Annotated in this window: 23 protein-coding genes; 8 read left to right on the top strand and 15 right to left on the bottom strand. The window is 53.4% G+C overall.

Annotated elements, in window-relative coordinates:
• Nucleotides 1-65: 65 nt before the first annotated feature.
• Nucleotides 66-1838 (bottom strand): SLC13 family permease, encoded by a 1773-nt coding sequence (locus tag AACZ64_RS08255; RefSeq protein ID WP_293615135.1) that lies wholly within the window; start codon nt 1836-1838, stop codon nt 66-68.
• 123 nt (nt 1839-1961) lie between these two features.
• The gene (gene thiI / locus AACZ64_RS08250) at nt 1962-3416 is read right to left on the bottom strand and encodes a tRNA uracil 4-sulfurtransferase ThiI (RefSeq protein WP_339639877.1); all 1455 of its coding nucleotides are present in this window, start codon (nt 3414-3416) and stop codon (nt 1962-1964) included.
• A 337-nt stretch (nt 3417-3753) separates the two neighbouring features.
• On the opposite strand from thiI, the gene glnA reads away from it, so the two are divergent.
• The 4 genes from glnA (at nt 3754) to glnG (ending at nt 8478) form a co-directional block, all read left to right on the top strand.
• The gene (gene glnA, locus AACZ64_RS08245) at nt 3754-5160 is read left to right on the top strand and encodes a glutamate--ammonia ligase (protein ID WP_036859227.1); all 1407 of its coding nucleotides are present in this window, start codon (nt 3754-3756) and stop codon (nt 5158-5160) included.
• 123 nt (nt 5161-5283) lie between these two features.
• Nucleotides 5284-5814: a DUF4124 domain-containing protein gene (locus tag AACZ64_RS08240; RefSeq protein ID WP_339639876.1), complete on the top strand. Its 531-nt coding sequence runs from the start codon at nt 5284-5286 to the stop codon at nt 5812-5814.
• A 177-nt stretch (nt 5815-5991) separates the two neighbouring features.
• Nucleotides 5992-7059: a nitrogen regulation protein NR(II) gene (gene glnL, locus AACZ64_RS08235; protein WP_339639875.1), complete on the top strand. Its 1068-nt coding sequence runs from the start codon at nt 5992-5994 to the stop codon at nt 7057-7059.
• A gap of 3 nt (nt 7060-7062) precedes the next feature.
• Nucleotides 7063-8478 carry a nitrogen regulation protein NR(I) gene (gene glnG / locus AACZ64_RS08230; protein ID WP_293615131.1) on the top strand — a complete coding sequence of 472 codons (1416 nt, stop codon included), beginning with the start codon at nt 7063-7065 and terminating at the stop codon, nt 8476-8478.
• A gap of 64 nt (nt 8479-8542) precedes the next feature.
• Here glnG and secB read toward each other — a convergent pair whose 3' ends face one another.
• The 3 genes from secB to AACZ64_RS08215 form a co-directional block, all read right to left on the bottom strand.
• Nucleotides 8543-9055, bottom strand: coding sequence for a protein-export chaperone SecB (gene secB, locus AACZ64_RS08225; protein ID WP_293615129.1), 513 nt, complete (start codon nt 9053-9055; stop codon nt 8543-8545).
• Nucleotides 9056-9127: 72 nt separating this feature from the next.
• Nucleotides 9128-9406 carry a glutaredoxin 3 gene (gene grxC / locus AACZ64_RS08220; protein WP_293615127.1) on the bottom strand — a complete coding sequence of 93 codons (279 nt, stop codon included), beginning with the start codon at nt 9404-9406 and terminating at the stop codon, nt 9128-9130.
• A complete protein-coding gene (locus AACZ64_RS08215; RefSeq protein WP_293615125.1) occupies nt 9393-9803 on the bottom strand; it encodes a rhodanese-like domain-containing protein in 411 nt (136 codons plus the stop codon). The genes grxC and AACZ64_RS08215 overlap by 14 nt, the downstream gene beginning before the upstream one ends.
• Before the next feature lie 163 nt (nt 9804-9966).
• Between AACZ64_RS08215 and gpmI the strand changes: the two genes are divergently transcribed.
• The 4 genes from gpmI (at nt 9967) to AACZ64_RS08195 (ending at nt 14400) form a co-directional block, all read left to right on the top strand.
• Nucleotides 9967-11517, top strand: coding sequence for a 2,3-bisphosphoglycerate-independent phosphoglycerate mutase (gene gpmI, locus AACZ64_RS08210; protein ID WP_339639874.1), 1551 nt, complete (start codon nt 9967-9969; stop codon nt 11515-11517).
• Nucleotides 11514-12689: a peptidoglycan DD-metalloendopeptidase family protein gene (locus AACZ64_RS08205; RefSeq protein ID WP_339639873.1), complete on the top strand. Its 1176-nt coding sequence runs from the start codon at nt 11514-11516 to the stop codon at nt 12687-12689. Before gpmI ends, AACZ64_RS08205 begins: the two co-directional genes overlap by 4 nt.
• A 51-nt stretch (nt 12690-12740) precedes the next feature.
• A complete protein-coding gene (locus AACZ64_RS08200; protein ID WP_293615122.1) occupies nt 12741-14024 on the top strand; it encodes a S41 family peptidase in 1284 nt (427 codons plus the stop codon).
• A 148-nt stretch (nt 14025-14172) separates the two neighbouring features.
• A complete protein-coding gene (locus AACZ64_RS08195) occupies nt 14173-14400 on the top strand; it encodes a DUF6316 family protein (protein WP_293615121.1) in 228 nt (75 codons plus the stop codon).
• Nucleotides 14401-14426: 26 nt separating this feature from the next.
• Here the strand turns inward: AACZ64_RS08195 and hisF are convergent, their stop codons facing one another.
• The 10 genes from hisF to ribD form a co-directional block, all read right to left on the bottom strand.
• Nucleotides 14427-15200: an imidazole glycerol phosphate synthase subunit HisF gene (gene hisF, locus AACZ64_RS08190; protein WP_293615120.1), complete on the bottom strand. Its 774-nt coding sequence runs from the start codon at nt 15198-15200 to the stop codon at nt 14427-14429.
• The gene (ribA, locus tag AACZ64_RS08185) at nt 15197-15811 is read right to left on the bottom strand and encodes a GTP cyclohydrolase II (RefSeq protein WP_293615119.1); all 615 of its coding nucleotides are present in this window, start codon (nt 15809-15811) and stop codon (nt 15197-15199) included. The genes hisF and ribA overlap by 4 nt, the downstream gene beginning before the upstream one ends.
• Nucleotides 15812-15903: 92 nt before the next feature.
• Nucleotides 15904-16554, bottom strand: coding sequence for a TIGR02281 family clan AA aspartic protease (locus AACZ64_RS08180; RefSeq protein ID WP_339639872.1), 651 nt, complete (start codon nt 16552-16554; stop codon nt 15904-15906).
• A gap of 61 nt (nt 16555-16615) precedes the next feature.
• The gene (locus AACZ64_RS08175) at nt 16616-17104 is read right to left on the bottom strand and encodes a phosphatidylglycerophosphatase A (protein ID WP_293615117.1); all 489 of its coding nucleotides are present in this window, start codon (nt 17102-17104) and stop codon (nt 16616-16618) included.
• A gap of 55 nt (nt 17105-17159) precedes the next feature.
• On the bottom strand, nt 17160-18122 hold the full coding sequence (gene thiL / locus AACZ64_RS08170) for a thiamine-phosphate kinase (RefSeq protein ID WP_339639871.1): 963 nt from the start codon (nt 18120-18122) through the stop codon (nt 17160-17162).
• A 31-nt stretch (nt 18123-18153) separates the two neighbouring features.
• Nucleotides 18154-18594, bottom strand: coding sequence for a transcription antitermination factor NusB (gene nusB / locus AACZ64_RS08165; RefSeq protein ID WP_036859199.1), 441 nt, complete (start codon nt 18592-18594; stop codon nt 18154-18156).
• Between the two features lie 9 nt (nt 18595-18603).
• Nucleotides 18604-19074: a 6,7-dimethyl-8-ribityllumazine synthase gene (gene ribH, locus AACZ64_RS08160; protein WP_293615114.1), complete on the bottom strand. Its 471-nt coding sequence runs from the start codon at nt 19072-19074 to the stop codon at nt 18604-18606.
• A 69-nt stretch (nt 19075-19143) separates the two neighbouring features.
• Nucleotides 19144-20256: a bifunctional 3,4-dihydroxy-2-butanone-4-phosphate synthase/GTP cyclohydrolase II gene (gene ribBA / locus AACZ64_RS08155; protein WP_036859194.1), complete on the bottom strand. Its 1113-nt coding sequence runs from the start codon at nt 20254-20256 to the stop codon at nt 19144-19146.
• Between the two features lie 45 nt (nt 20257-20301).
• Nucleotides 20302-20910, bottom strand: coding sequence for a riboflavin synthase (locus tag AACZ64_RS08150; protein ID WP_339639870.1), 609 nt, complete (start codon nt 20908-20910; stop codon nt 20302-20304).
• Nucleotides 20911-20952: 42 nt separating this feature from the next.
• A complete protein-coding gene (gene ribD / locus AACZ64_RS08145) occupies nt 20953-22071 on the bottom strand; it encodes a bifunctional diaminohydroxyphosphoribosylaminopyrimidine deaminase/5-amino-6-(5-phosphoribosylamino)uracil reductase RibD (protein WP_339639869.1) in 1119 nt (372 codons plus the stop codon).

Raw genomic sequence — 22071 nt, 5'->3', positions numbered from 1 at the left:
CGCTTTTTCAATTGGGGGGAGGAGCCGGCCCATATTGTTTGTAGTGACATGTTTCCGCTCGACAATCAGCTGAGCGGCCAACCGATCAATAAAACCGTTATAGTCACTACGCCGATAAGCAGGTTCATCGGCACCCCTACCCGAAGGAAGTCCGAAAAGCGGTAGCCACCCGGTCCATAAACCATCAGATTCGTCTGATAGCCCAAAGGCGTCGCAAAGCTTGCCGAGGCCGCCATGATAATGGCGAAAATAAAAGGCTCATTGTTTAAACCGGCCTGCTCAGTCATTTTCAATACAATCGGCAACACCAGTACGGCCGAGGCGTTGTTGGTAATCAACTCGGTCAGAATTGACACCAGCAGATAGCACAGTATCAGCAGCAACCAGGGCTTACCGGAACCCAGCTGAATCATATTGTCGGCAAGAAATGCCGCCACGCCGGTTTTCTCCAGCGCCATGCCCAGTGCAAACGCCGCTGCGATTGTCACTATCACCATCATGTCGATATTTTTTTCCGCCTGGTTGACCGAGCAGCAACCGCTGAGGATCATCAGCAAACTACCGAGCAGCGCGGCGTTAAGCATACTGGTCAGGCCCAGTCCCGCCAGAGCGACGATACCACCCAGAATAGCCCAGGACAGGTAAGCGCGCTCGTGCCTCGGAGGATCGGTATTCCGCTCGTTGACTAACAGGAAATCCTTGTTATAGCGCTGACGGCTGACAAATGCGGGCCGGGCTTCGAGTAACAGAGTATCGCCCACTGCCAGCTCAATGGTGCCCAGATTCCCCTGAACCCGCTCACCATGCCGCGCAACGGCAAGGACCACTGCACCATAGCGACTCCGAAACCCGGAATCCCGAATGGCATGCCCCACCGCATCACAGTGGGGCGATACGACCACCTCCACCAGACGCCGCTCAGCTCGGTCAGTATCCAGGGACAACCCCTCCTCATTCTCGGTCGATGGCACCAGGCCATTGATGCGGAGCAGGTCTGAGATCGCCTCCGTATCACCGGCGAACACCAGGCGGTCACCACCCTGCAGTTTTTCCTCAGAGGGAACGGCGGTCACCACCGTGCCTCCCCGTTCAATTTCCACAAGATAAACGCGCCTCAGATGACGCAGCCCTGCACTCGCCACCGTTTTGCCGACCAATGGGCCATCTTTCGCAACGGAAACTTCCAGCGTGAATTCACGCAGGTTGCCAAAAGCCTGCTGGTCACCGCGATCCGGCAGCCACTTGGGGAAAAATAGCCAGATAAAAAACAGCCCAATCACAGCGACCGGAAACCCCACAGCAGTGATAGAAAACAACGAAAATCCCGCTTCACCCGTCAACACCTGATATTGACCATTGACCACCAGATTGGTGCTGGTGCCGATAAGGGTCAGGGTACCGCCCAGAATTGCCGTATAGCTAAGCGGGATCATCAATTTGGATGGCGCAATATTGATTTGTCGCGACCAGGCATGAATGGCCGGAATCATCGTGGCGACAACAGGCGTGTTGTTTAAAAAGCCGCTCAGCAACGCCACAGGTGCAAACATCCTGGTCAAGGCAGACCGGACGGTTTTAGGCCGCCCCAGGAAGCGGTTCACCAGCAGATCAATCCCACCGGACCCATGCAGCCCCGCTGCCACCACAAACATCGCCGCGACAGTGATAACACCGCTATTGCTGAACCCTGACAACGCTTCAGTGGCAGTCAGGATGCCAGTGACGCTCAGTATGCTCAGCACCACCATCATCACCAGATGGGGTCCAATCCGGGTGGTTGCCAATATCAGCAAAGCACCCAGTGTCAACGCCAATGATAAAATGCCTTGCCAGTCCATAAATTTCACTTCGCCTGCTCAGAGAGCAGCAAGGGTAGAGGCATTATTAATATTCACAAAGAATAAAAAATTATCTGCGGGTACATTTAAGATATATAGAGTTTTTCGAAGCCTTTGCACCCTTTATTTTCGGGCAGGGCGATAAACGCCTACATTACAGAAACCCTGCTCTATCAGGTGCTCCGCATGCAGTCGGCTCATCACCCCCCTGTCACAATACAGCACATACCGGGAGGCCTGTTTCAGCTCGCGGAACCGGCCCTGCAATGTATAAAAAGGGATCAGCTCTACCTCTGCTTCAGGCACATTCAGTGGCCGGGAACAAACCTCCTCAGGATGGCGAATGTCCAGGATCACTGAGTCCGGTGGTGGATTTTCAAAGACATCCACAGGAATGATGCCATTATCGTTCAGCACCTCATCGATGGTCTGGACACGAGCATGGGCGAGCGCGTGCTCTAATACGCTGAAATCAAACTTCTCTTCTTCGTGAGCGACCTTCTGGCCCGTCGCACGGGTGGTGGGCCTGACAGAAATAACACCACAGTATTCCGGCATATTGGCTGCAAAACCTTCTACCTCTATGGCCCGGGCAATATCGATAATGTCACCTTTGTCAGCGGTGATCAGTGGCCTGAGGACCAGTGCGTCAGTCACCGCATCAATCACAGCGAGATTGGCCAGTGTCTGACTTGATACCTGGGCAACGCTCTCACCCGTCACCAGTGCATCAATTTTAAGCTCCCTGGCGACGTCACTGGCGACGCGCAGCATCATACGCTTCAGCACAACCCCCATTTCCGCATTGCCAACCCTGGTCAGGATTTCCTCTACCACACCGGCAAACGGGATGGTTATAAAGTGCACTGGGTGGGAACTGGCATATTTCTGCCACAGATAAGAGGCCACCTGTTTGACCCCCACCTCATGATTTCGTCCACCCAGATTAAAAAACAGATAATGTGTACGCAGACCCCGCTTGATAGTGAGGTAACTGGCCACAGAGGAATCAAACCCACCCGACAGTAGTGAAATCACTGCATCCTGGGTACCGAGAGGGAAGCCACCCAACCCGGGATAAACCGCTTCAATCACATAAAGCTCGTTGTGACGCACTTCCAGACGGACGGTGACATCCGGCCGCTTAAGATTAACGCGGGCTGAGCCACAGTGATTCAGCAGGGCAGCACCGACATAGCGCTCGAGATCACTGGACTTGAACCCATGTTCGCCAACCCGTTTCACGCGAACAGCAAAACTTTTGTTATCCAAGCGGTTTCGCCAAAAAATCAGTGTTTTTTCAACCACATCATCAAAGTCTCCCAGCGGATAGCGCTGTATTCGGGCAAATTTGGCGATTCCTGGGGTTCTGCCCAACAGATCTACAACCTGGCGGGCCAGCTCCTCGTCGACAGGGCCGACGACCTGAATTTTCTCCCAGTCCTGTTGAAGATGGATGGCAGGATTGATGTTCAATAGTAATTTGCGAAGATTCTCCCTCAGCTGGCGGGTCATACGCTTGCGGACTGGGGGACTCTTGATGGTAATCTCAGGGAAAAGCTTGACGATAAAATGCATGGGGATAATGACGGTAGCTCGTGTTTAATGGCCCAAGATTATATTACAAATGTGGCCAAATCCGCTTATCATGAAACACTGCAACCGGACCCAAGCAATTCGCACTATTTTAGTGCAAAATTTATAAAACAGATTCCAATATGGTGCAAAAGACCGTCTTGCCAAACTGATAACCTGTTGTTTTACTTGGCTGATACCAATGGCATGGCTTTTGCTTCATATTGGCACATTGCTTGCGAACCATTAAAACAAAACCATTGAACTAACGATATACTCAACCCAGAGTTGCCGCTTTCGGCAACCCTACAAAACCGGATATCCATACTTGGAGGAGCCAATGTCCAATAAAACTCTTAACCTGATCAAAGAGAGTGAATCTCGCTGGGTAGACCTGCGTTTCACCGACACCAAAGGTAAAGAACAACACGTCACCATTCCCTCAAAGTCTGTCGATGAGGAGTTTTTTGAAACCGGACAAATGTTTGATGGCTCATCCATTGCTGGCTGGAAAGGCATCAACGAATCAGACATGGTCCTGATGCCCGACGACAGCACAGCCATTCTCGACCCATTCTCGGACGACAGCACGGTCATTCTTCGCTGTGACATCCTGGAACCCAATACCATGACCGGTTATGAGCGCGATCCTCGCTCTGTAGCCAAGCGCGCCGAGCAATACCTTGCCGCCACCGGCCTTGGGGACACCGCTTTTTTTGGCCCCGAGCCCGAGTTCTTTGTTTTTGATGACATCAAGTGGGGCATCGACATGAGTGGGTGCTTTGTCAAAATCAGTTCAGAGGAAGCCGCTTGGTCCACAGGGAATGAATACGCTGAAGGCAATATGGGTCACCGCCCACGGGTGAAAGGCGGATATTTTCCGGTACCCCCGATTGACTCTCTGCACGACCTCCGGGCTGCCATGTGTACAGCTATGGAACAAATGGGCCTGGATGTGGAAGTACACCACCACGAAGTGGCCACCGCTGGTCAATGTGAGATCGGGGTGAAATTCAGCACGCTGGTCAAGAAAGCGGATGAAACCCAAATACTGAAATACTGCGTTCACAACGTGGCCCATGCCTATGGCAAGACAGCCACATTCATGCCCAAACCCATTGTTGGCGATAATGGCTCCGGCATGCATTGTCACCAGTCTTTCTGGAAAGACGGTGTCAACCAGTTTGCCGGTGACGGTTACGCAGGCCTGTCCGAAACGGCCCTGTATTACATCGGCGGTATCATCAAACACGCCAAAGCTCTTAACGCCTTCACCAACCCCGGCACCAACTCCTACAAACGTCTGATTCCGGGCTTTGAGGCACCAGTGATGCTCGCCTATTCGGCCCGGAACCGTTCTGCTTCAATCCGCATTCCCTACGTTGCATCGCCCAAAGGAAAACGCGTTGAGGCCCGCTTCCCCGACCCGATTGCCAATCCCTACCTGGCTTTTGCTGCCATGTTGATGGCCGGTCTCGACGGTGTACAGAACAAGATTCACCCCGGCGACCCTGCAGACAAGGATCTCTATGACCTGCCCCCGGAAGAAGCCGCCGCGATCCCGCAAGTTTGTGGCAGCTTGCGTGAAGCACTGAGCAACCTCGATGAAGACCGGGCTTTCCTCACCGCTGGTGGTGTCTTTACCGATGACATGATTGATGCCTACATTGAGCTGAAAATGCAGGAAGTTTACCGGGTTGAGCACACCACTCACCCGATAGAATTCGACATGTATTACTCGGTTTAAGCAGAAGATCTGCTCTCAGCTGCTGTAGCTGAGTAAATAAAAAAGCCCGTCATTTTCGAATGGCGGGCTTTTTCTTTTGTCAAAGCAGAGTTAGTCTTGAAAACTATTCGTAGGGAGAAGGCCATGTCACTGCAGAAAAGTAAAACCGCTATCGCATTGTTGGCACTGATGCTTTCACTGACCGTTGCTGCTCAGGTCTATCGCACTGTGGATGAAAAGGGCAATGTTAAATACACCGATCAGCCTCCTGCCAATGACACATCTGCTGAAGAGCTCACTTTGCCCTCAATCAACACACAGCCCGCCGTGGCACCGAAAAAACCTGCCAGAAATAGCCAAAAAGAGGAAGTCAGTTATAAGGAAGTCGCCATTCTATCACCCGCTCAGGACTCCACTATCCCGCCCGGGCAGCTTGATGTGGTGGTGCAGGTATACCTAGAACCCGCACTTAGATCAGGGCACCGGGTACAATTACTACACAATGGCCAGCCCCACGGCCCAGCAGTTCCGGCCACATCATTCGTGATAGATTCACTGATACGCGGCAAACATACTCTACAGGCACAGGTGGTTGACGGCTCCGACAACCAGCTCGGCCAGTCAGACATCATTACCATTCATGTCAAACGCCACTCCATATTGCACAGCCCCTAGCATCGCACCATATTGGTGCAAAATAACCATTCTTCAACTACACTCAAGCCACATGCACCGAGGTTCAGGCATCTTACAGCCACAATAAAACTGGCCCAGTAATTGCTATATATTTACTGGTACTGAACCATAAAGAGGCAATACTGCCCAGCCTACAAGCCGCAATGAAGCAGAGAGATGACTGACCACCAGCTCCACCACTTGCTACTGGATAATCTCAGCACGGCTGTGCTGTTGCTGAATGACGAGCTGGATATATGCTACTTGAACCCTGCTGCAGAAAGCCTCTTGGCAGTGAGCGCCATGCGCTTCTGCGGAAACTCCGTCAATGCTCTTTTTGATACTGGGGACGGTACTTACGATTCGTTAAAAGAGGCCCTGGCGACCAACCACCCCTTTACCCAGCGACAGGCACCGCTAACGCTTCCTGATCAATCGCATATCACAGTGGATTTTACCGCCACACCCATACAAACAACCTCGGCTGAAATGTTGCTGCTGGAAATGCAGCCCATGGATCGGCTGATGAAAATCAATCGTGAAGAGGCACTCATCACCACCCACGACACGACCCGGAACCTGGTGCGGGGGCTCGCCCACGAAATAAAAAATCCGCTGGGCGGCATCCGTGGCGCCGCACAATTACTCTCGGAAGATTTACATGATCAACCGGAGCTAAGGGAATACACAGATATTATCTCCGCTGAAACAGACCGGCTCTGCAACCTCGTTGACCGATTGCTCGGCCCCAACACCATGCCAAAGTTTCTACCGGTAAACATTCACGAAGTCCTGGAACATGTCGCCGCGCTCGCTGAGGCGGAGACCCGGGGCAGCATCCTGATCAAGCGCAATTATGATCCGAGTATTCCCGAAATCAGTGGTGATCGGGGACAGCTGATTCAGGCAATGCTCAATATCGTCCGCAATGCCGTGCAGGCCTTGCGCAATAGCCCCCAAAAGCGGCCTGTTATCAAGCTCAGGACGCGAATACAACGTCAGTTCACCATCGGCAAAACACATCACAAGGTCGTGTGTCGGATTGATATTACGGACAACGGCCCGGGGATACCCGAAAAACTCATGGACCGTATTTTCTTTCCAATGATCAGCGGCCGCGCCGAGGGCAGCGGCCTGGGCCTACCCATTGCCCAATCAGCTATCCACCTTCATCACGGCCTGATCGAGTGTGATAACGAACGTGGTGAAACGCGTTTCACGATCTACCTACCTTTGGATGCATAACAAATGGACAAACGAACTGTATGGATAGTGGATGACGACCGTTCAATCCGCTGGGTAATGGAGAAGGCGCTGAGTCGTGCAAATCTCGATGTCACCAGCTTTGAAAATGCCAGCGAACTGATCGCCAAACTCGACAAGCAGCAGCCCGACACCATCATCAGTGACATTCGCATGCCAGGTATTGACGGTCTTCAACTACTGCAACGGATTCACACCAGCAACCCGGCACTGCCGGTAATTATCACAACGGCTCACTCTGACCTGGACAGTGCTGTAGCGGCTTATCAGGGCGGTGCCTTTGAATATCTGCCCAAACCTTTCGACCTCGATGAACTCGTTGCGGTGACCAATAGAGCCATTAATTTTGTCACAGAACAGAATCGCAAGCCGGTTGAGAGCGACATTGACATCAGCGGTGAAATCATCGGCGAAGCACCGGCCATGCAGGAGGTGTTCCGCGCCATAGGGCGACTGTCCCACTCCAACATTACTGTGCTGATCAATGGTGAGTCCGGCACCGGCAAAGAGCTGGTAGCAAAGGCATTACATGATCACAGCCCACGCCATAACAAACGTTTTGTCGCTCTCAACATGGCAGCGATCCCCCACGATTTGATCGAATCTGAACTGTTTGGTCATGAAAAAGGGGCGTTTACCGGTGCCACACAGCGACGCGAAGGCAGGTTTCAACAGGCCGATGGCGGGACACTTTTTCTCGATGAAATCGGAGATATGCCGCCCGAAGCACAAACACGACTGCTACGGGTACTGGCTAACGGTGAATTTTATCTGGTCGGCGGGCACACACCGGTAAAAGTCGATGTGCGTATCATTGCCGCCACTCACCAGAACCTTGAACAACTGGTGGTGGAAAATCGTTTTCGTGAAGACCTGTTTCACCGCCTGAATGTCATCCGCATTCACCTACCAAAACTGGCAGATCGGCGGGAAGATATTCCCATGTTGATGCAATATTTTCTACAGAGGGCCGCCAAGGAGCTTGAGACAGAGGCCAAGACCCTGTCCAGCGAGGTTGAGCAGTTCCTTAGCCTCCTCCCCTGGGCGGGCAACGTTCGTCAGCTGGAAAATACCTGTCGCTGGCTGACCGTAATGGCATCCGGCCGGGAGGTACATATGGAAGACCTGCCACCGGAGTTGCGCGACAGCCCGGTGGAAAAAAATGTCACATCGGGAAGCTGGCAACAACAATTGCGGAGTTGGGCTGACGCCGAGTTGCATGCCGGTCGGCAGGATATACTGGCGTCAGCTGTGCCAATTTTTGAACGCACCCTGATCGAAACGGCATTAAGTCATACCCGTGGACGGAAACGAGATGCGGCAGAATTATTGGGATGGGGAAGAAATACGCTCACCCGAAAACTGAAAGAGCTGGGCATGAATGATGAAGAAGATCATTAATCCAGGCAACCCATAGGCCAGTCGAACCTGCAACAATTGCAGACCCAACCGGCCTGAGCAGCACTTAGTGCGTTACATCGTTTTTGTCCGACTCAGCTTCCTGCTCTTTCTTCTCTTTCGCCTCGGTAACAGCCTGGGCAAATAGCGCTTCAAAATTGACTGGTGGCAACATCAAGGCCGGGAAAGTACCCTTGATCACAATATTGTCTACCACCTCCCTAGCATAGGGAAACAGGGTTGCTGGGCAAAGCACATTGATAACATGTGTCATTTGGGACTTATCCAGCCCCTTGACGAGAAACACACCGGCCTGATGTACTTCAATAAGGTAAACCGTGTCGTTGCCGTCTTTAACCGTAATCGTCACGGTGATAATCACTTCAAAGTGCGTCTCATCCAGCCGGTTGGTTTTAGTCGCCAGTTCCTGGGCAATTTGCGGTTTCAGCTCGCGATGAAAAGCCTCAGGACCCATGGGAGTTTCGAACGAGAGGTCTTTCAGGTAAACCCGCTGCAGGGCAAACTGTGGGGATTCAGCACCAGCTTCCGCCGTGTCATCAGTAACGTTTTCTTCCGTCATAATCATGCCTTCATTCGTTCAATATTTGTGACTAGCCAATCATGGCAGGATCAGGGTTCCAGGCAGCGGATATCAGCTGTTATGGCCAGCAATAATAGTGTCCAGTTCGCCCTGTTGTTCCATGCGGCGCAACTCATCATAACCGCCAATATGGGTCTCACCAATCCAGATCTGGGGGACGGTGTGGTAACCGCTCAACACCACCAACTCCCGCCTCATGGCCGGATCGTTATCCACAGAAATTTCCTGGTAAGACAACTCTTTTGCCGCAAGAAGATTTTTTGCTGCGACACAGTAACCACAACTGCGAGTGGTATAGATTTTTACCGCAACCATGTCAGCTTTTGACAACCGGCAGCTGCTGACTCTGCCACTCCATCATACCGCCGGTAAGCCGGAATACCTTAAAGCCGTTTTGCCGCAACCGGCGTCCTGCAGCTCCAGCATTCTGCCCTACCTTGTCAGCGATAATAATAAATTTTTCACGGTGCTCATCCAGCTCACCGAGCTTGTCTGACAGTTTTGCCTGGGGAATATTCACCGCTCCGGCAATATGTCCCGCTTTGAACTCTTTGCTGTCCCGAATATCGAGCAACAACGCTTCATCTGCATTAATCATGCGAGTAACAGCATGCACTGACAGGGGTCTGCCGCTTTTGATGCGCTCATTGATTGCAAACAGATAAATCAATATCAGTAATACACTCACCAGCACCCACTGCTCGCTGATAAAAACAAAGAATTCCACGATTAAGATACCTACAGTTACGGGCCGGACCAAACCGACCCCGGGAAGCTGCGAAAGTATACACACCACGCCCTTCTCTAGGAACCACCATTAGCACTGAAACACCTTTACAGGTAAGATTCACCTACCATTCAAACTTGCTGGAAAACCCCTGACTGAAATCATGAGCGAGCAAAAAAAACCGCTGGTTTTGCTGGTGCTTGACGGCTATGGCCACAGCGACAGCAACGAATCCAATGCTATACAGGCTGCCAAAACTCCGATTATGGACCACCTCCGGAGCCATTGCCCCACAACACTTATTGCCACATCCGGACTGGCTGTGGGCCTGCCAGAAGGGCAGATGGGAAACAGCGAAGTGGGCCATATGACCCTCGGCGCCGGCAGAGTGATTTATCAAAGTTTTACCCGCATCAACAAGGCCATTGCCGACGGCGACTTTTTTGCCAACCCCGCCTACAGTCGCGCCATCGACAACGCGATCAGCGGCAAGAACAGGGTTCATATTCTCGGGCTCCTGTCACAGGGCGGTGTCCACAGCCACGAAGATCACATCAATGCCATGGTGGACATGGCCGCACAACGGGGGGCAAAAGAAGTTTACGTACACGCCTTCCTCGATGGCCGTGACACACCGCCGCGCAGCGCAGAACAATCGCTGCAGCACACCGCCGCCAAGCTGGCCGAACGCGGCGTGGGTAGAATCGCCTCTATATGTGGCCGCTTTTACGCGATGGACCGAGACAACCGCTGGGATCGCGTTCAGGCCGCCTATGACCTGCTCACGCTGGGCAAGGCCGAACACAGCGCAGCCGATCCGGTCGAGGGACTCCACGCTGCTTACCAACGCGGCGAGAATGACGAATTCGTACTACCGACCCTCATCGCCGACGATTTACACCCGGCTGTCACCATCCGGGATGGCGATACCGTATTATTCATGAATTTCCGACCGGATCGTGCCAGGGAAATGACCCGCGCTCTTGTGGACAAGGATTTTTCGGGTTTCTCCCGCACGGCCCATCCAGCGCTGGGCGCCTTCGTGATGACGACAGAATATGCCGCGGACATCCAGGCTGACTGCGCATTCCCACCCGAAGATCTGCATAACACATTGGGCGAATACCTAAGCAATCGGGGCATGACACAACTGCGCATTGCCGAAACAGAAAAATATGCCCATGTGACCTTCTTTTTCAACGGCGGTCAGGAAACCCTGTTCCGGGGGGAAGATCGCATCCTGATTCCCTCCCCGAAGGTCGCCACCTACGATCTGAAGCCCGAAATGAGCGCCTATGAGCTAACGGATGAACTGGTTAAAGCCATCACCGGCTGCCAATACGATGTCATCATCTGTAACTATGCGAACTGCGATCAGGTAGGCCACAGCGGTGTCTTTGACGCCGCGGTAAAAGCGGTGGAAGTCGTGGATACCTGCCTGGATCGGGTGCTGGAGGCACTCCGGCAAACCGGAGGTGAATGTTTGATCACGGCGGATCACGGCAATGTTGAACAAATGTTTGACAAAGAATCCGGCCAGGTGCACACCCAGCACACAACCTTGCCGGTACTACTGATCTACGTGGGCCAAAGACCGTTGATACTGGGGGAGAACGGCTCACTTGCAGATGTGGCGGCGACCCTGCTCGACTTGCTGGATTTACCCCCACCACCAGAGATGACCGGACATTCGCTGGTCAGTTTTGCCCATTGACGGAAACAACATGGCTGATGATCATGGTCGGGATACAAAAGGCGCTGCTCACAGCAATAGCCTTCCTCCTGTTGAGCACAGCCAGTGCCGGGGAAAAGGAAGACCGCGCCAAACTGGAAAAAATCGGCAAGGATATCAGCAAGCTTGAGCAGTCCATCAAAGGTCAGAGCCGACAACAGGACAAGCTGGCTGGTGAGCTGAAAAAAATTGAGCTGGCATCCGCTGACCTGAACAATAAAATTTCCACCATTGAAAAACAGCGGGCAGCGTTGAACCGAGAACTCATTCAACTTGAGAAACAACAGGAAGAACTCGAGTCGTTAAAACACAGCCAACAACAGTTGATCAGCCAGGAGATCGTCGCTGCTTACCGGCTCGGTAGCGAAGAACCTATCAAGCTTCTTCTCAACCAGGAAGATCCGGAAAAGTTCAGCCGAGCCCTCAAGTACTACGATTATTTTCTCGCCGCACGTGCTGAAAAACTCGCTGCTTACCGACAGACGCATCAACAGCTTGAGACGACCAAAAGCGATATCGCCTCCCGCGAGCAATCCCTGGCAGAATCGCGCCAGCAACTGGCCATCGAGCAGCAAACCCTGAGAGAGAATCGCCAACAGAGAGAACAGTTACTCACTTCGCTGGGCGAACAGATACAGAGCTCTCAGCAAACACTGAATCAGCTCAGAAATGAACGGCAACGTCTGGAAACTGTACTGAAAGCACTGGAACAGCGCACCATGCAGCTGGCAGCCCCGGCATCCAAACAGCCCTTCAGCAAACAGAAAGGCAAACTGCCCTGGCCGGTATCCGGCAAATTAACCCAACACTTTGGGGCAGTACGCAATACAGATATCACCTGGAGCGGCTGGTTAATGCAAGCCGCGGAGGGGCTGGACGTACACAGTATTCATCATGGCCGAGTCATCTTTTCTGACTACCTGCGGGGTTATGGACTGCTAGTGATCATTGATCACGGCGAAGGCTACATGAGCCTCTACGCCCACAATCAGGTCTTGCTCAGGGAAACCGGTGACTGGGTGAAGCCCGGCGAGCGCATTGCCAGAGTGGGCAACACTGGAGGCCAGGCAGATCATGCACTTTACTTTGAAATTCGACATAATGGCAAACCCGCCAATCCGAAGGCATGGCTGGCCAGTAAAGCCGGGGGTTAAGAATTTTCCAATGACAAGGGCCAAACGGCCGTTAACCAATCAGGACATTTCATGAAACTGCTGACCAAATCGCTGCTGACGACGCTACTTTTACTGGTATGGCCAGTGATTTCGTATGCAAATGAAGATTCTGAAAATGCCCGCTTGCCACTGGAAGAGTTACGCTATTTCACGCAGGTTTTTGACCAGATACGCCAGGCCTATGTCGAAGAAATTGACGATCAGGCACTACTGGAAATGGCCATTAGCGGTTTACTGAACGGGCTCGATCCCCACTCACTCTATATGGACGAAACTGCCTTTGCCGAGCTACAGGAGAGTACCAGCGGAGAATTTGGCGGACTCGGCATAGAGGTTGGAATGGAGGGCAGTTTTATCAAGGTTATCAGTCCAATCGACGACACCCCGGCATACCGCGCCGGCATTCAGGCCGGAGACCTCATTATCAAACTTGACGACCAGCTGGTACAGGGCATGCCTCTGACAGAAGCGATTGAACTGATGCGCGGACCGAAAGGCTCTAAAGTCACCTTGACGATTGTTAGACAAAATACCGACGGCCCTTTCGAGGTGGAAATTACCCGCGACATTATTCAGGTGATGAGTGTCCGGCACAGAACCCTGGAACCCGGCTTTGGTTATGTCAGAATTGCACAGTTCCAGGAAAATACCGGTGCCGACTTCCGGGAGGCTCTGTCTGACCTCCAGAAACAGAAAGACGACCTGAAAGGGCTGGTGCTGGATTTACGCAACAATCCGGGCGGGTTACTCAATTCATCAATAGATGTCGCCGATGCATTGCTCGACGGTGGGCTGGTGGTTTATACGGAGGGCCGAATCCCCAGTTCAAAAGAGCAGTTTTATGCCGCGGCTGGCGATGCACTCAACGGGATTCCAGTGGTTGTGCTGATTAATGAAGGCTCCGCTTCAGCGGCGGAAATCGTTGCCGGAGCGCTGCAGGATCATCGCCGGGCGGTACTGTTGGGCACTGGCAGTTTTGGAAAGGGTTCAGTCCAGACAGTGATACCTCTTGGGACAAAGCGGGCTATCAAGTTAACCACTGCCCGCTACTACACCCCCAACAAACGTTCTATACAAGCAGAGGGCATTCGGCCTGACATTACCGTCAGACCGGCTGAGATCCACTTTCTTGAAACGCAGAAACAAATCAAGGAAGCCAATCTTGCCGGCCATTTAAGCAGTGATAGTGACCCACAAATAGCTGACAAGGAAGATCTACTACAGGCAGACAACCAGTTATATGAGGCCATCAATCTACTGCGGGGACTAAACATTTTCTCACGTAACACCACCCTGGGTGATACAGGTCAATAAAGCAGATCAACAGATTGACTTTTTAAGAAAAATTGTGCTGAATTGGGGGTGTTTACCCTTTCGAAACAATAGGAAGTTAATCGGATTGTGTGGAGACCTTGACTAAAAACAAAACCAGTAGTTGCAGTACACGGGAGACCACATGGTAATGCCAAGAAAAGCAGAAGATGGCAGTCAAAAACCGCTGATAAGAAGTGACCGTTTTTTTAAACTTCACAACTTCTGGTTTTTTGCCACTCGCGAAGGTGCCGCAGTTGGCCCGTTTGACTCCAAGGAAGGTGCTGTTCAGGCCGTGGCAGACTACATTGAGTTTGCCAAGAAAGCGGACGAGGAAACACTACAGTTTTTTAAAATCGGGACGCGTTACGCCATCTAGAACGCCTACCCCCGAGACTCCAAAGGTCAAAGACGCACTTCGATACCCCGTTCTGCCATATACACCTTGGCCTCCCTGACGGTGTACTCCCCAAAGTGAAATATGCTTGCCGCCAATACAGCGTCGGCTTTTCCTTCAATGACACCATCGACCAGATCCTGCAAATTGCCTACACCACCCGAGGCGATGACTGGAACATCGACAGCATCACTGATGGCCCTGGTGAGGGGAAGATTAAACCCGCTTTTAGTGCCATCCCTATCCATGCTGGTAAGAAGAATCTCTCCCGCACCAAAGGAAGCCATCTGCTCTGCCCAAGCAACCGCATCAATACCGGTAGCAATACGGCCGCCATGGGTAAACACCTCCCAGCGCAGCGGCTCATTGTCGGCGCTCACCTGTTTAGCATCAATGGCGACCACAATGCACTGCGATCCAAAACGCTCCGCCGCCTGCCGGACGAATTCGGGCGTTTTGACGGCAGTGGAATTGATGCTGACTTTATCCGCCCCGGCATTCAGCAGTGAACGGATATCCTCAAGGCTGCGAACACCGCCACCAACTGTCAGGGGGATAAACACTTCACTGGCCATCCGCTCCACCGTCTGAATCATCGTGTCCCGCTCTTCATGACTCGCAGTGATATCCAGAAAAGTGATTTCGTCGGCACCTTCCTCGTTGTAGCGTTTAGCCACTTCAACCGGGTCTCCCGCATCGCGTATATCGAGAAATTTGACGCCTTTAACTACTCGCCCCTTATCCACGTCGAGACAGGGAATAATTCGCTTGGCCAGCATCAATGATCATCCTCATTTTCATTCTGTTCATCGAACAGGTGCCCCATCTTGCCGGCTTTTGTCGCGAGATAACGAAAATTGTGGGGATTGCGGCCCGACTGCAACGCAATCCGCTCCACCACTTCTATCCCGAGACTCTCAAGTGCTTCCACCTTACGGGGATTATTGGTCAGCAGTTTAACCCGGGGTATATGCAAGTGCCTGAGCATCGATTGACAGATACTGTAATCGCGCAGATCAGCGCCAAAACCGAGCTGCTCATTGGCTTCCACGGTGTCAGCTCCGGCATCCTGAAGGTGGTATGCCCTGATTTTGTTGAGCAGCCCGATACCCCGTCCTTCCTGACGAAGATAAAGAATGGCCCCGCGACCTTCAGCGGCAATACGCCGCATCGCCTCTTCCAGCTGCGCGCCACAGTCACAGCGGATACTGAAAAGTGCATCACCCGTAAGACATTCTGAGTGAATGCGCAACATAACAGGCTGGTCACCAGCGACATCACCCATGGTGATGGCCACATGCTCTTTATCGCTTTTCACGTCTTCGAAGCCGTGAATATCAAACACCCCCCAGCGAGTAGGCAATTTGGAGCTTTCAACAAAACGTAGGGTCACCAATGACTCCTGAAATTTGGCGGGTGGGTATTTTAGCCGGGATAGACGCCGAGTAAAGCTCACCGGCCAGCTTTTTAGTGAAGCGTGAAAAGTTAATATTTTTTTCTCATCACCAGAACGCCGGCTTCTTCACTCATTTCAATCTGACTCAAAAAACTGTTACCCAGCAACACCTGTGCCGGGAAGTTACCGATCACAACAGTAGATCGCACTTGATGGACCGTGATATTGCCGATAGTCAGTTTATCGAGGTCGACGTGATAGGTATTCACAATACCACCTGCCGTGCTGGCATTACCTTTAATACCGCGACGAAAGTTCACTCCCAGCCGCTGGGCATCGTGCATATTCATGGCTACCGCACTGGCCCCGGTGTCCACCATAAAATCGACCGGGCGGCCATTGATATAGCCGCTGACATAATAGTGGCCATTTTCAGCCCGGGGGATTCTGACCTCAGCCTTTTCCGCCGCGTGAAAACTGGCAGAGATACGATCTGAAAGTCCGAGGGACAACCGCTTGCCATCTACCAGCAATACCGCCTGCTGACTATTGCTTTCCAGCAATGTAACGCCCTCCGGACTGGTCTGGCCCTGCTTAAGCAGATGCTGTTTGCCATTGATAACCAGCACCGCACTGCCACCGAACAACCCATTCACCTGGATCTCCGGCATCGACCAGCCCGGGAGCGAACCTGTCACCCCCATCACGACCAGCAAGATTACAGCGAACTTTTGTTTCATCCCTGCCCACGCTTATCCGAAAATCATGAACAGTATCGGCTATAACACACCCGCTCGATACCTAAAACCAGATTTGCCCTACAGCAAACAGAATGAGCCAGGCAAACACACCGGCCAGCAAATCATCCAGCATGATACCGGCACCCCCATCAATATGGCGATCAAGCCAACAGATAGGCCAGGGCTTCCAGATATCAAAAAGACGAAACAGGACGAACCCGGCCAGCGCCCAGGTCCAGGTCACCGGGAGTGCTGCCATGGTCAGCCAGTAACCCACCATCTCATCCCAGACAATCCCCTGATGATCCTTGACACCAAGATCGTGCGCCGTCCTGCCACAAAGATAAAAACCCAGCAGCGCGGCCAGTGCCACGATCAACAAATAGAGCGTTAATGGCAGAGTGGCCAGGGCCGGCCAGATTAGCACGGCCACCAGCGTGCCGGCAGTACCCGGACCCTTGGGAGCCAGCCCACTGCCGAAGCCAAATGCCAGAAAATGCACAGGGTTTTTCAGTAACTGTGCAAAAGAGGGGTTCAGTCGACGATCCATTCACTACACCTGAAAACCAGTGGCCAACATCAATCAAACGAGCGGCCAAAAAAGACTAAAAGTGCCGGTACCCCGTCTGCTCAACCTGCACCGACATGCCGTTGCCATTGATACAGCGGATTCCCGTGTTGGGGGTCATCCGGCCAATACAGGTCGCGATCAATTCACCCCCGACTATCATACCGTCAATCGCGGCCAGATTTTCTGCCGGCACCGTAAAACAGAGCTCATAGTCGTCACCACCGGACAGCACCCAGTCCTGCACTGTCCCGGCATCGGCGAGCTTCTTCAACCAGGGTGCCACCGGCAACGCAGATAATTCCAAATCGGCACCGAGAGCGCTTTGTTCAGCGATATGCCCGAGATCTGCCAACAAACCATCTGATACATCCAGTGCCGCCGATGCAAGGCCGCGCAATGCCAGCCCCTCCCGCAGTCGGGGCATGGGTTGATAAAAGCGTTCTTTCAGTCGCTCTCTGACTGATCCAGCGAGTTCAACCGAGGGGTCAAACAGTTGCAGTGCTGCCGCTCCCTCACCCAGTGTCCCCGTGACAAAAACATAATCGCCTGCCCGGGCCCCAACGCGGGTCAGCGCCCGCCCCCTTGGCACCAAACCCATGACCTGGATTGAAATAGTCAGCGGCCCGGCAGTGGTATCACCACCGACCAGAGCACAGCCAAACTGCTCTGCATCCACCGCCAATGCCCGGGAAAATGCCTTCAGCCAATCCATATCAGCGCCGGGCAGTGTCAGTGCCAATGTAAACCAGCGGGGGGTTGCCCCCATTGCCGCCAGATCGCTGAGGTTAACCCGCAAGGCGCGACGGGCAATATCATCGGGGGCGGCATCCGGGGGGAAATGCACGCCGGCGACCAATGTATCCACCGAAACAACCAGGTGCTGACCTGCTGGAATATCCAGTAGCGCGCCGTCGTCTCCGACCCCTAGCATCACCCCATCAGCCTGACCGATGGCGGAAAAGTAGTACTCGATCAGCGAAAATTCATTGAGTGGCATGTTCACCTTGCCCCGAATGATGGAAAGAGAATCAGCGCGCCCTGGCTGCTTTTACTTCCACCGCCCTGCGTTCAAAAGCTACTTTATCAAGGATGCCGTTGATATATTTGTACGCATCGGTTGGACCAAAGGTCTTGGCCAGATTGACCGCCTCATTGATGGCCACCTTGTAGGGAACATCGATGCGATAACACAGTTCGTAACTACCCATGCGCAGCAGCGCCCTGGATACCGGATCCAGATCGGTATTCTTGCGATCGAGGTGACTGCCGTAAACAGCATCCAGTTCGTCCAGATGACGCGGAATACCGTGCAGCAGTTCCCGAAAAAACTCGGTATCCACCTTGCGCATATCATTATCGACAAAAAACTCCGCTTCGATACTGTGTAAATCCGAACCCGAGAGCTGCCACTGATACAGTGCCTGAACCAATAACTGGCGGGCCTTTCTTCGTGTTGAGGGCAATGACAAGACAATCTCCTAAAGCTGACGAAAAAGGGAGATCATTTCCAGTGCGGTCAGTGCCGCTTCTTCTCCCTTATTTTCCTGATTATCACCAGCGCGCTGTTGCGCCTGCGCCAGATCATCGGTTGTCAAAACACCGAAAGCGACGGGCAGTCCCTCCTGCAGAGCGACCTCCCCGATGCCACGAGTCGTTTCGCTGCACACATAGTCAAAATGGGGTGTACCCCCACGGATCACAGACCCCAGGGCAACCACGGCATCATAACGGCGGGTCTTTGCCACTTGACTGCAGGTCAGCGGCAACTCAAAGGCGCCGGGGACCCGGAACAGATCAATAGCCTGCTCATCAATACCATGACGCAACAAGGCTCGCTGCGCGCCCGCCAACAAGCTGTCGGTAATCTGGCTGTTCCAGCGCGCCACCACAATAGCGATGCGTGCACCCTCCACGTTAAAACTACCCTCATCGGGGCGATATTCACTCATGTTCTTTTTCCAGTAGGTTTACAGCCTGTTAAAACAGCCTCCAGGCCCCCGCTGAATGATCCGCGGGAATCAATCACAATTGATATATTCGACGACTTCCAGATCAAATCCGGAAATGCCGGTGAAACGGAAGGGCGCGCTCATCAGGCGCATTTTATGAATGCCGAGATCCATCAGTATCTGTGAGCCGGTGCCAACCTGCTGATACACCACCTCACTGGCCTGCTGGGGCCTGGAGGGTTCACGGCTGAGCATTTCATCAACATTGGCATCAATATCATCCGCCGTCTCCGGATAATAGAGGAACACGACAACGCCACGACCCTCCTCGGCGACTTTCTCCATGGCACGCGACAGACTCCAGCTCCGGTAACCATCACCGGGCTCCATGGCAAACAGGTCGCGGGATGATTTATTGATATGCACCCGCACCAGCGGCGGCTCACCCGACGTCACATCACCCATCACCAATGCAAAATGTTTTTCATTGCGAGCCACGTCGAGATAGGTTTTCAGATCAAACCGACCGTACTGGGTATCAATAGGGCGATCATTGATGCAGCTGACGGTTTTCTCGGTCACCAGCCGATAATGGATCAGATCGGCGATAGTGCCGATTTTCAACTGGTGCTTGACCGCAAAGGCTTCCAGATCAGCTCTCCGGGCCATGGTGCCATCGTCATTCATGATTTCGACAATCACGGCCGCCGGTTCAAAGCCGCTCATGCGGGCCAGGTCGCAACCGGCCTCCGTATGTCCCGCACGACTCAATACGCCACCCGGCTGGGCCTTGAGGGGAAAGATATGCCCCGGTTGCACAATATCCTGGGGCCTGGCATTACTGGACACCGCCACCTGTACCGTCCGGGCGCGGTCAGCCGCAGAGATCCCGGTGGTAACACCCTCGGCCGCTTCAATGGATACGGTAAAATTGGTGCCATGGCTCGCCTTGTTGGCATCCACCATCAAGGGCAAGTTCAACTGTCGGCAGCGATCCTCGGAGAGGGTCAGGCAGATCAGCCCGCGGCCGTGGGTGGCCATAAAATTAATATCTTCCGGGCGAACCATGGTCGCAGCCATAACCAGATCGCCTTCATTTTCACGATCCTCGTCGTCCATGAGAATGACCATTTTCCCCTGGCGGATATCGGTAACCAGTTCTTCGATAGTATTCAATGCCATAATTCGATCTTCTCTAACTATCCGTTTGTCGCAGTCGTACTTCGGTTAGGCCTCTGCCGCCTTGTCACCCAACAATAGCCGCTCCAGGTAGCGAGCCACCAAATCAACTTCGAGGTTGATCCGGCTGCCGGGTACGTAGGTACCCATCACTGTATTCTCCAGTGTATGGGGAACAATATTCAGCTCGAACTCTGCGCCTTCCACACGATTTACCGTTAGGCTGGTGCCATCCACGGTGATGGAGCCCTTGTGGGCAATGTATTTTGCCAGCGAATCGGGGGCCCGCAGACGAAAACGTTCGGACCGCGCATCGGGGTGGCGGCTCAACACGTCACCCACCGCGTCCACATGACCGGAAACCAGATGCCCGCCCAGGCGGCTCGAAGGCGTCAACGCACGCTCAAGATTGACCGGTGTACCCGTTTGCCAGTCACCAATAGTGGTGTTCGCCAGAGTCTCCGAAGACACATCGGCGACATAACCGTCACCGGGCAATTCTATTACGGTCAGACAAACGCCGTTGGTGGCGATACTGTCACCCAGACTAATACCGGCCAGATCCAGACCAAAGGTTTTAACCCGCAACCGCAGATCTCCACCGCGGGGCTCACAGGCCACGATCTCGCCAACTGCTTCAATAATGCCTGTAAACATAATACCTGCGCCCACCAGCACGCGATTACCAGTCGATTGAGCTCAATCTTTCGTCTTTTGCCGGGACGTTGCCGGAGGTTCCGACGTGATCCGCAAATCGTCACCCACCATGCGAACATCCTGGATCTTCAACGGCAGCTGCTGATCCATATTATCAAAAGGCAACACCAGCATAGGTCTCGCCAGACTGCCGAGTAATGTCGGCGCCATGTAAACGATCAGCTCATCCACCAGCCCCTGACTGACAAATGCACCGGCGAGTGTCGCTCCGGCTTCCACCAGCACACGATTGCACTCCAGTCCTGCGAGATGTCGCAGCAGGGCTGCCAGATCCACACTGCCATCACCCCTGTCGAGGACGAGAGATGCCACACCGGGAATTTTTTTCTCTACCGCCATCACCAACAGCGTCCTGCCACCGTCGGTTAGCAGGGTTGCCTCAGGGGGCAAGGAGCTTTTTCCACACACCACGACCCTGAGCGGTTGCCTCATGGCAATCTCGGCTGCATTATCAAGGCCAAGCTCGGCGGCCCGGACGGTGAGGGATGGATTATCATGCAACAGCGTACCGCTACCGGTAATAATGACGCAGCTTTGTGCCCTTAAGCGCTGGACATCACTGCGCGCTGCAGCGCCGGTAATCCACTGGCTCTCACCACTGTCCATTGCAGTGCGCGCATCCAGACTCATCGCCAGCTTAATCGTAACCCACGGCATGCCGTGCTGGTGTCGTTTGATAAAGCCTCGGTTAAGTTCCAGCGCTTCGTCCCCGAGCACCGGTCCTTCTACGGTTATACCAGCACGCCGAAGCTTTTCCAGCCCGGCACCGGCAACCTCGGGATTGGGATCCACCATCGCATACACTACCCGAGATATACCCGCCAAAATCAGCGCGTCCACACAGGGCGGGGTGCGGCCGTGATGGCTGCACGGCTCAAGTGTGACATACGCCGTGGCACCTTTGGCTGCGGCACCCGCCTGACTCAGAGCATGAATTTCCGCATGGGACTCACCGGCCCGCTCATGCCAGCCTTCCCCGATCACCCGATCACCGCTGGCAACAACACAACCCACCGCCGGATTGGGCATTGTGGTGTAGCGCCCCCGGGCCGCCAGTTGCAGTGCCCTGGCCATCAGGCTCAAATCAAGACGACTGCTCAC

Origin of the sequence: uncultured Porticoccus sp., assembly GCF_963975625.1 — a bacterium.
Taxonomy (GTDB): domain Bacteria; phylum Pseudomonadota; class Gammaproteobacteria; order Pseudomonadales; family Porticoccaceae; genus Porticoccus.
Note: the sequence above shows the minus strand (reverse complement) of the source record. Positions and strands in the feature narration are given on the sequence as shown.

What these genes read in the sequence shown, in the direction of transcription:
- AACZ64_RS08255 (WP_293615135.1), bottom strand. Translation starts at nt 1,838, where the DNA reads ATGGACTGGCAAGGCATTTTATCATTGGCGTTGACACTGGGTGCTTTG.
- thiI (WP_339639877.1), bottom strand. Translation starts at nt 3,416, where the DNA reads ATGCATTTTATCGTCAAGCTTTTCCCTGAGATTACCATCAAGAGTCCC.
- glnA (WP_036859227.1), top strand. Translation starts at nt 3,754, where the DNA reads ATGTCCAATAAAACTCTTAACCTGATCAAAGAGAGTGAATCTCGCTGG.
- AACZ64_RS08240 (WP_339639876.1), top strand. Translation starts at nt 5,284, where the DNA reads ATGTCACTGCAGAAAAGTAAAACCGCTATCGCATTGTTGGCACTGATG.
- glnL (WP_339639875.1), top strand. Translation starts at nt 5,992, where the DNA reads ATGACTGACCACCAGCTCCACCACTTGCTACTGGATAATCTCAGCACG.
- glnG (WP_293615131.1), top strand. Translation starts at nt 7,063, where the DNA reads ATGGACAAACGAACTGTATGGATAGTGGATGACGACCGTTCAATCCGC.
- secB (WP_293615129.1), bottom strand. Translation starts at nt 9,055, where the DNA reads ATGACGGAAGAAAACGTTACTGATGACACGGCGGAAGCTGGTGCTGAA.
- gpmI (WP_339639874.1), top strand. Translation starts at nt 9,967, where the DNA reads ATGAGCGAGCAAAAAAAACCGCTGGTTTTGCTGGTGCTTGACGGCTAT.
- AACZ64_RS08200 (WP_293615122.1), top strand. Translation starts at nt 12,741, where the DNA reads ATGAAACTGCTGACCAAATCGCTGCTGACGACGCTACTTTTACTGGTA.
- AACZ64_RS08195 (WP_293615121.1), top strand. Translation starts at nt 14,173, where the DNA reads ATGCCAAGAAAAGCAGAAGATGGCAGTCAAAAACCGCTGATAAGAAGT.
- AACZ64_RS08180 (WP_339639872.1), bottom strand. Translation starts at nt 16,554, where the DNA reads ATGAAACAAAAGTTCGCTGTAATCTTGCTGGTCGTGATGGGGGTGACA.
- AACZ64_RS08175 (WP_293615117.1), bottom strand. Translation starts at nt 17,104, where the DNA reads ATGGATCGTCGACTGAACCCCTCTTTTGCACAGTTACTGAAAAACCCT.
- thiL (WP_339639871.1), bottom strand. Translation starts at nt 18,122, where the DNA reads ATGCCACTCAATGAATTTTCGCTGATCGAGTACTACTTTTCCGCCATC.
- ribH (WP_293615114.1), bottom strand. Translation starts at nt 19,074, where the DNA reads ATGAGTGAATATCGCCCCGATGAGGGTAGTTTTAACGTGGAGGGTGCA.
- ribBA (WP_036859194.1), bottom strand. Translation starts at nt 20,256, where the DNA reads ATGGCATTGAATACTATCGAAGAACTGGTTACCGATATCCGCCAGGGG.
- AACZ64_RS08150 (WP_339639870.1), bottom strand. Translation starts at nt 20,910, where the DNA reads ATGTTTACAGGCATTATTGAAGCAGTTGGCGAGATCGTGGCCTGTGAG.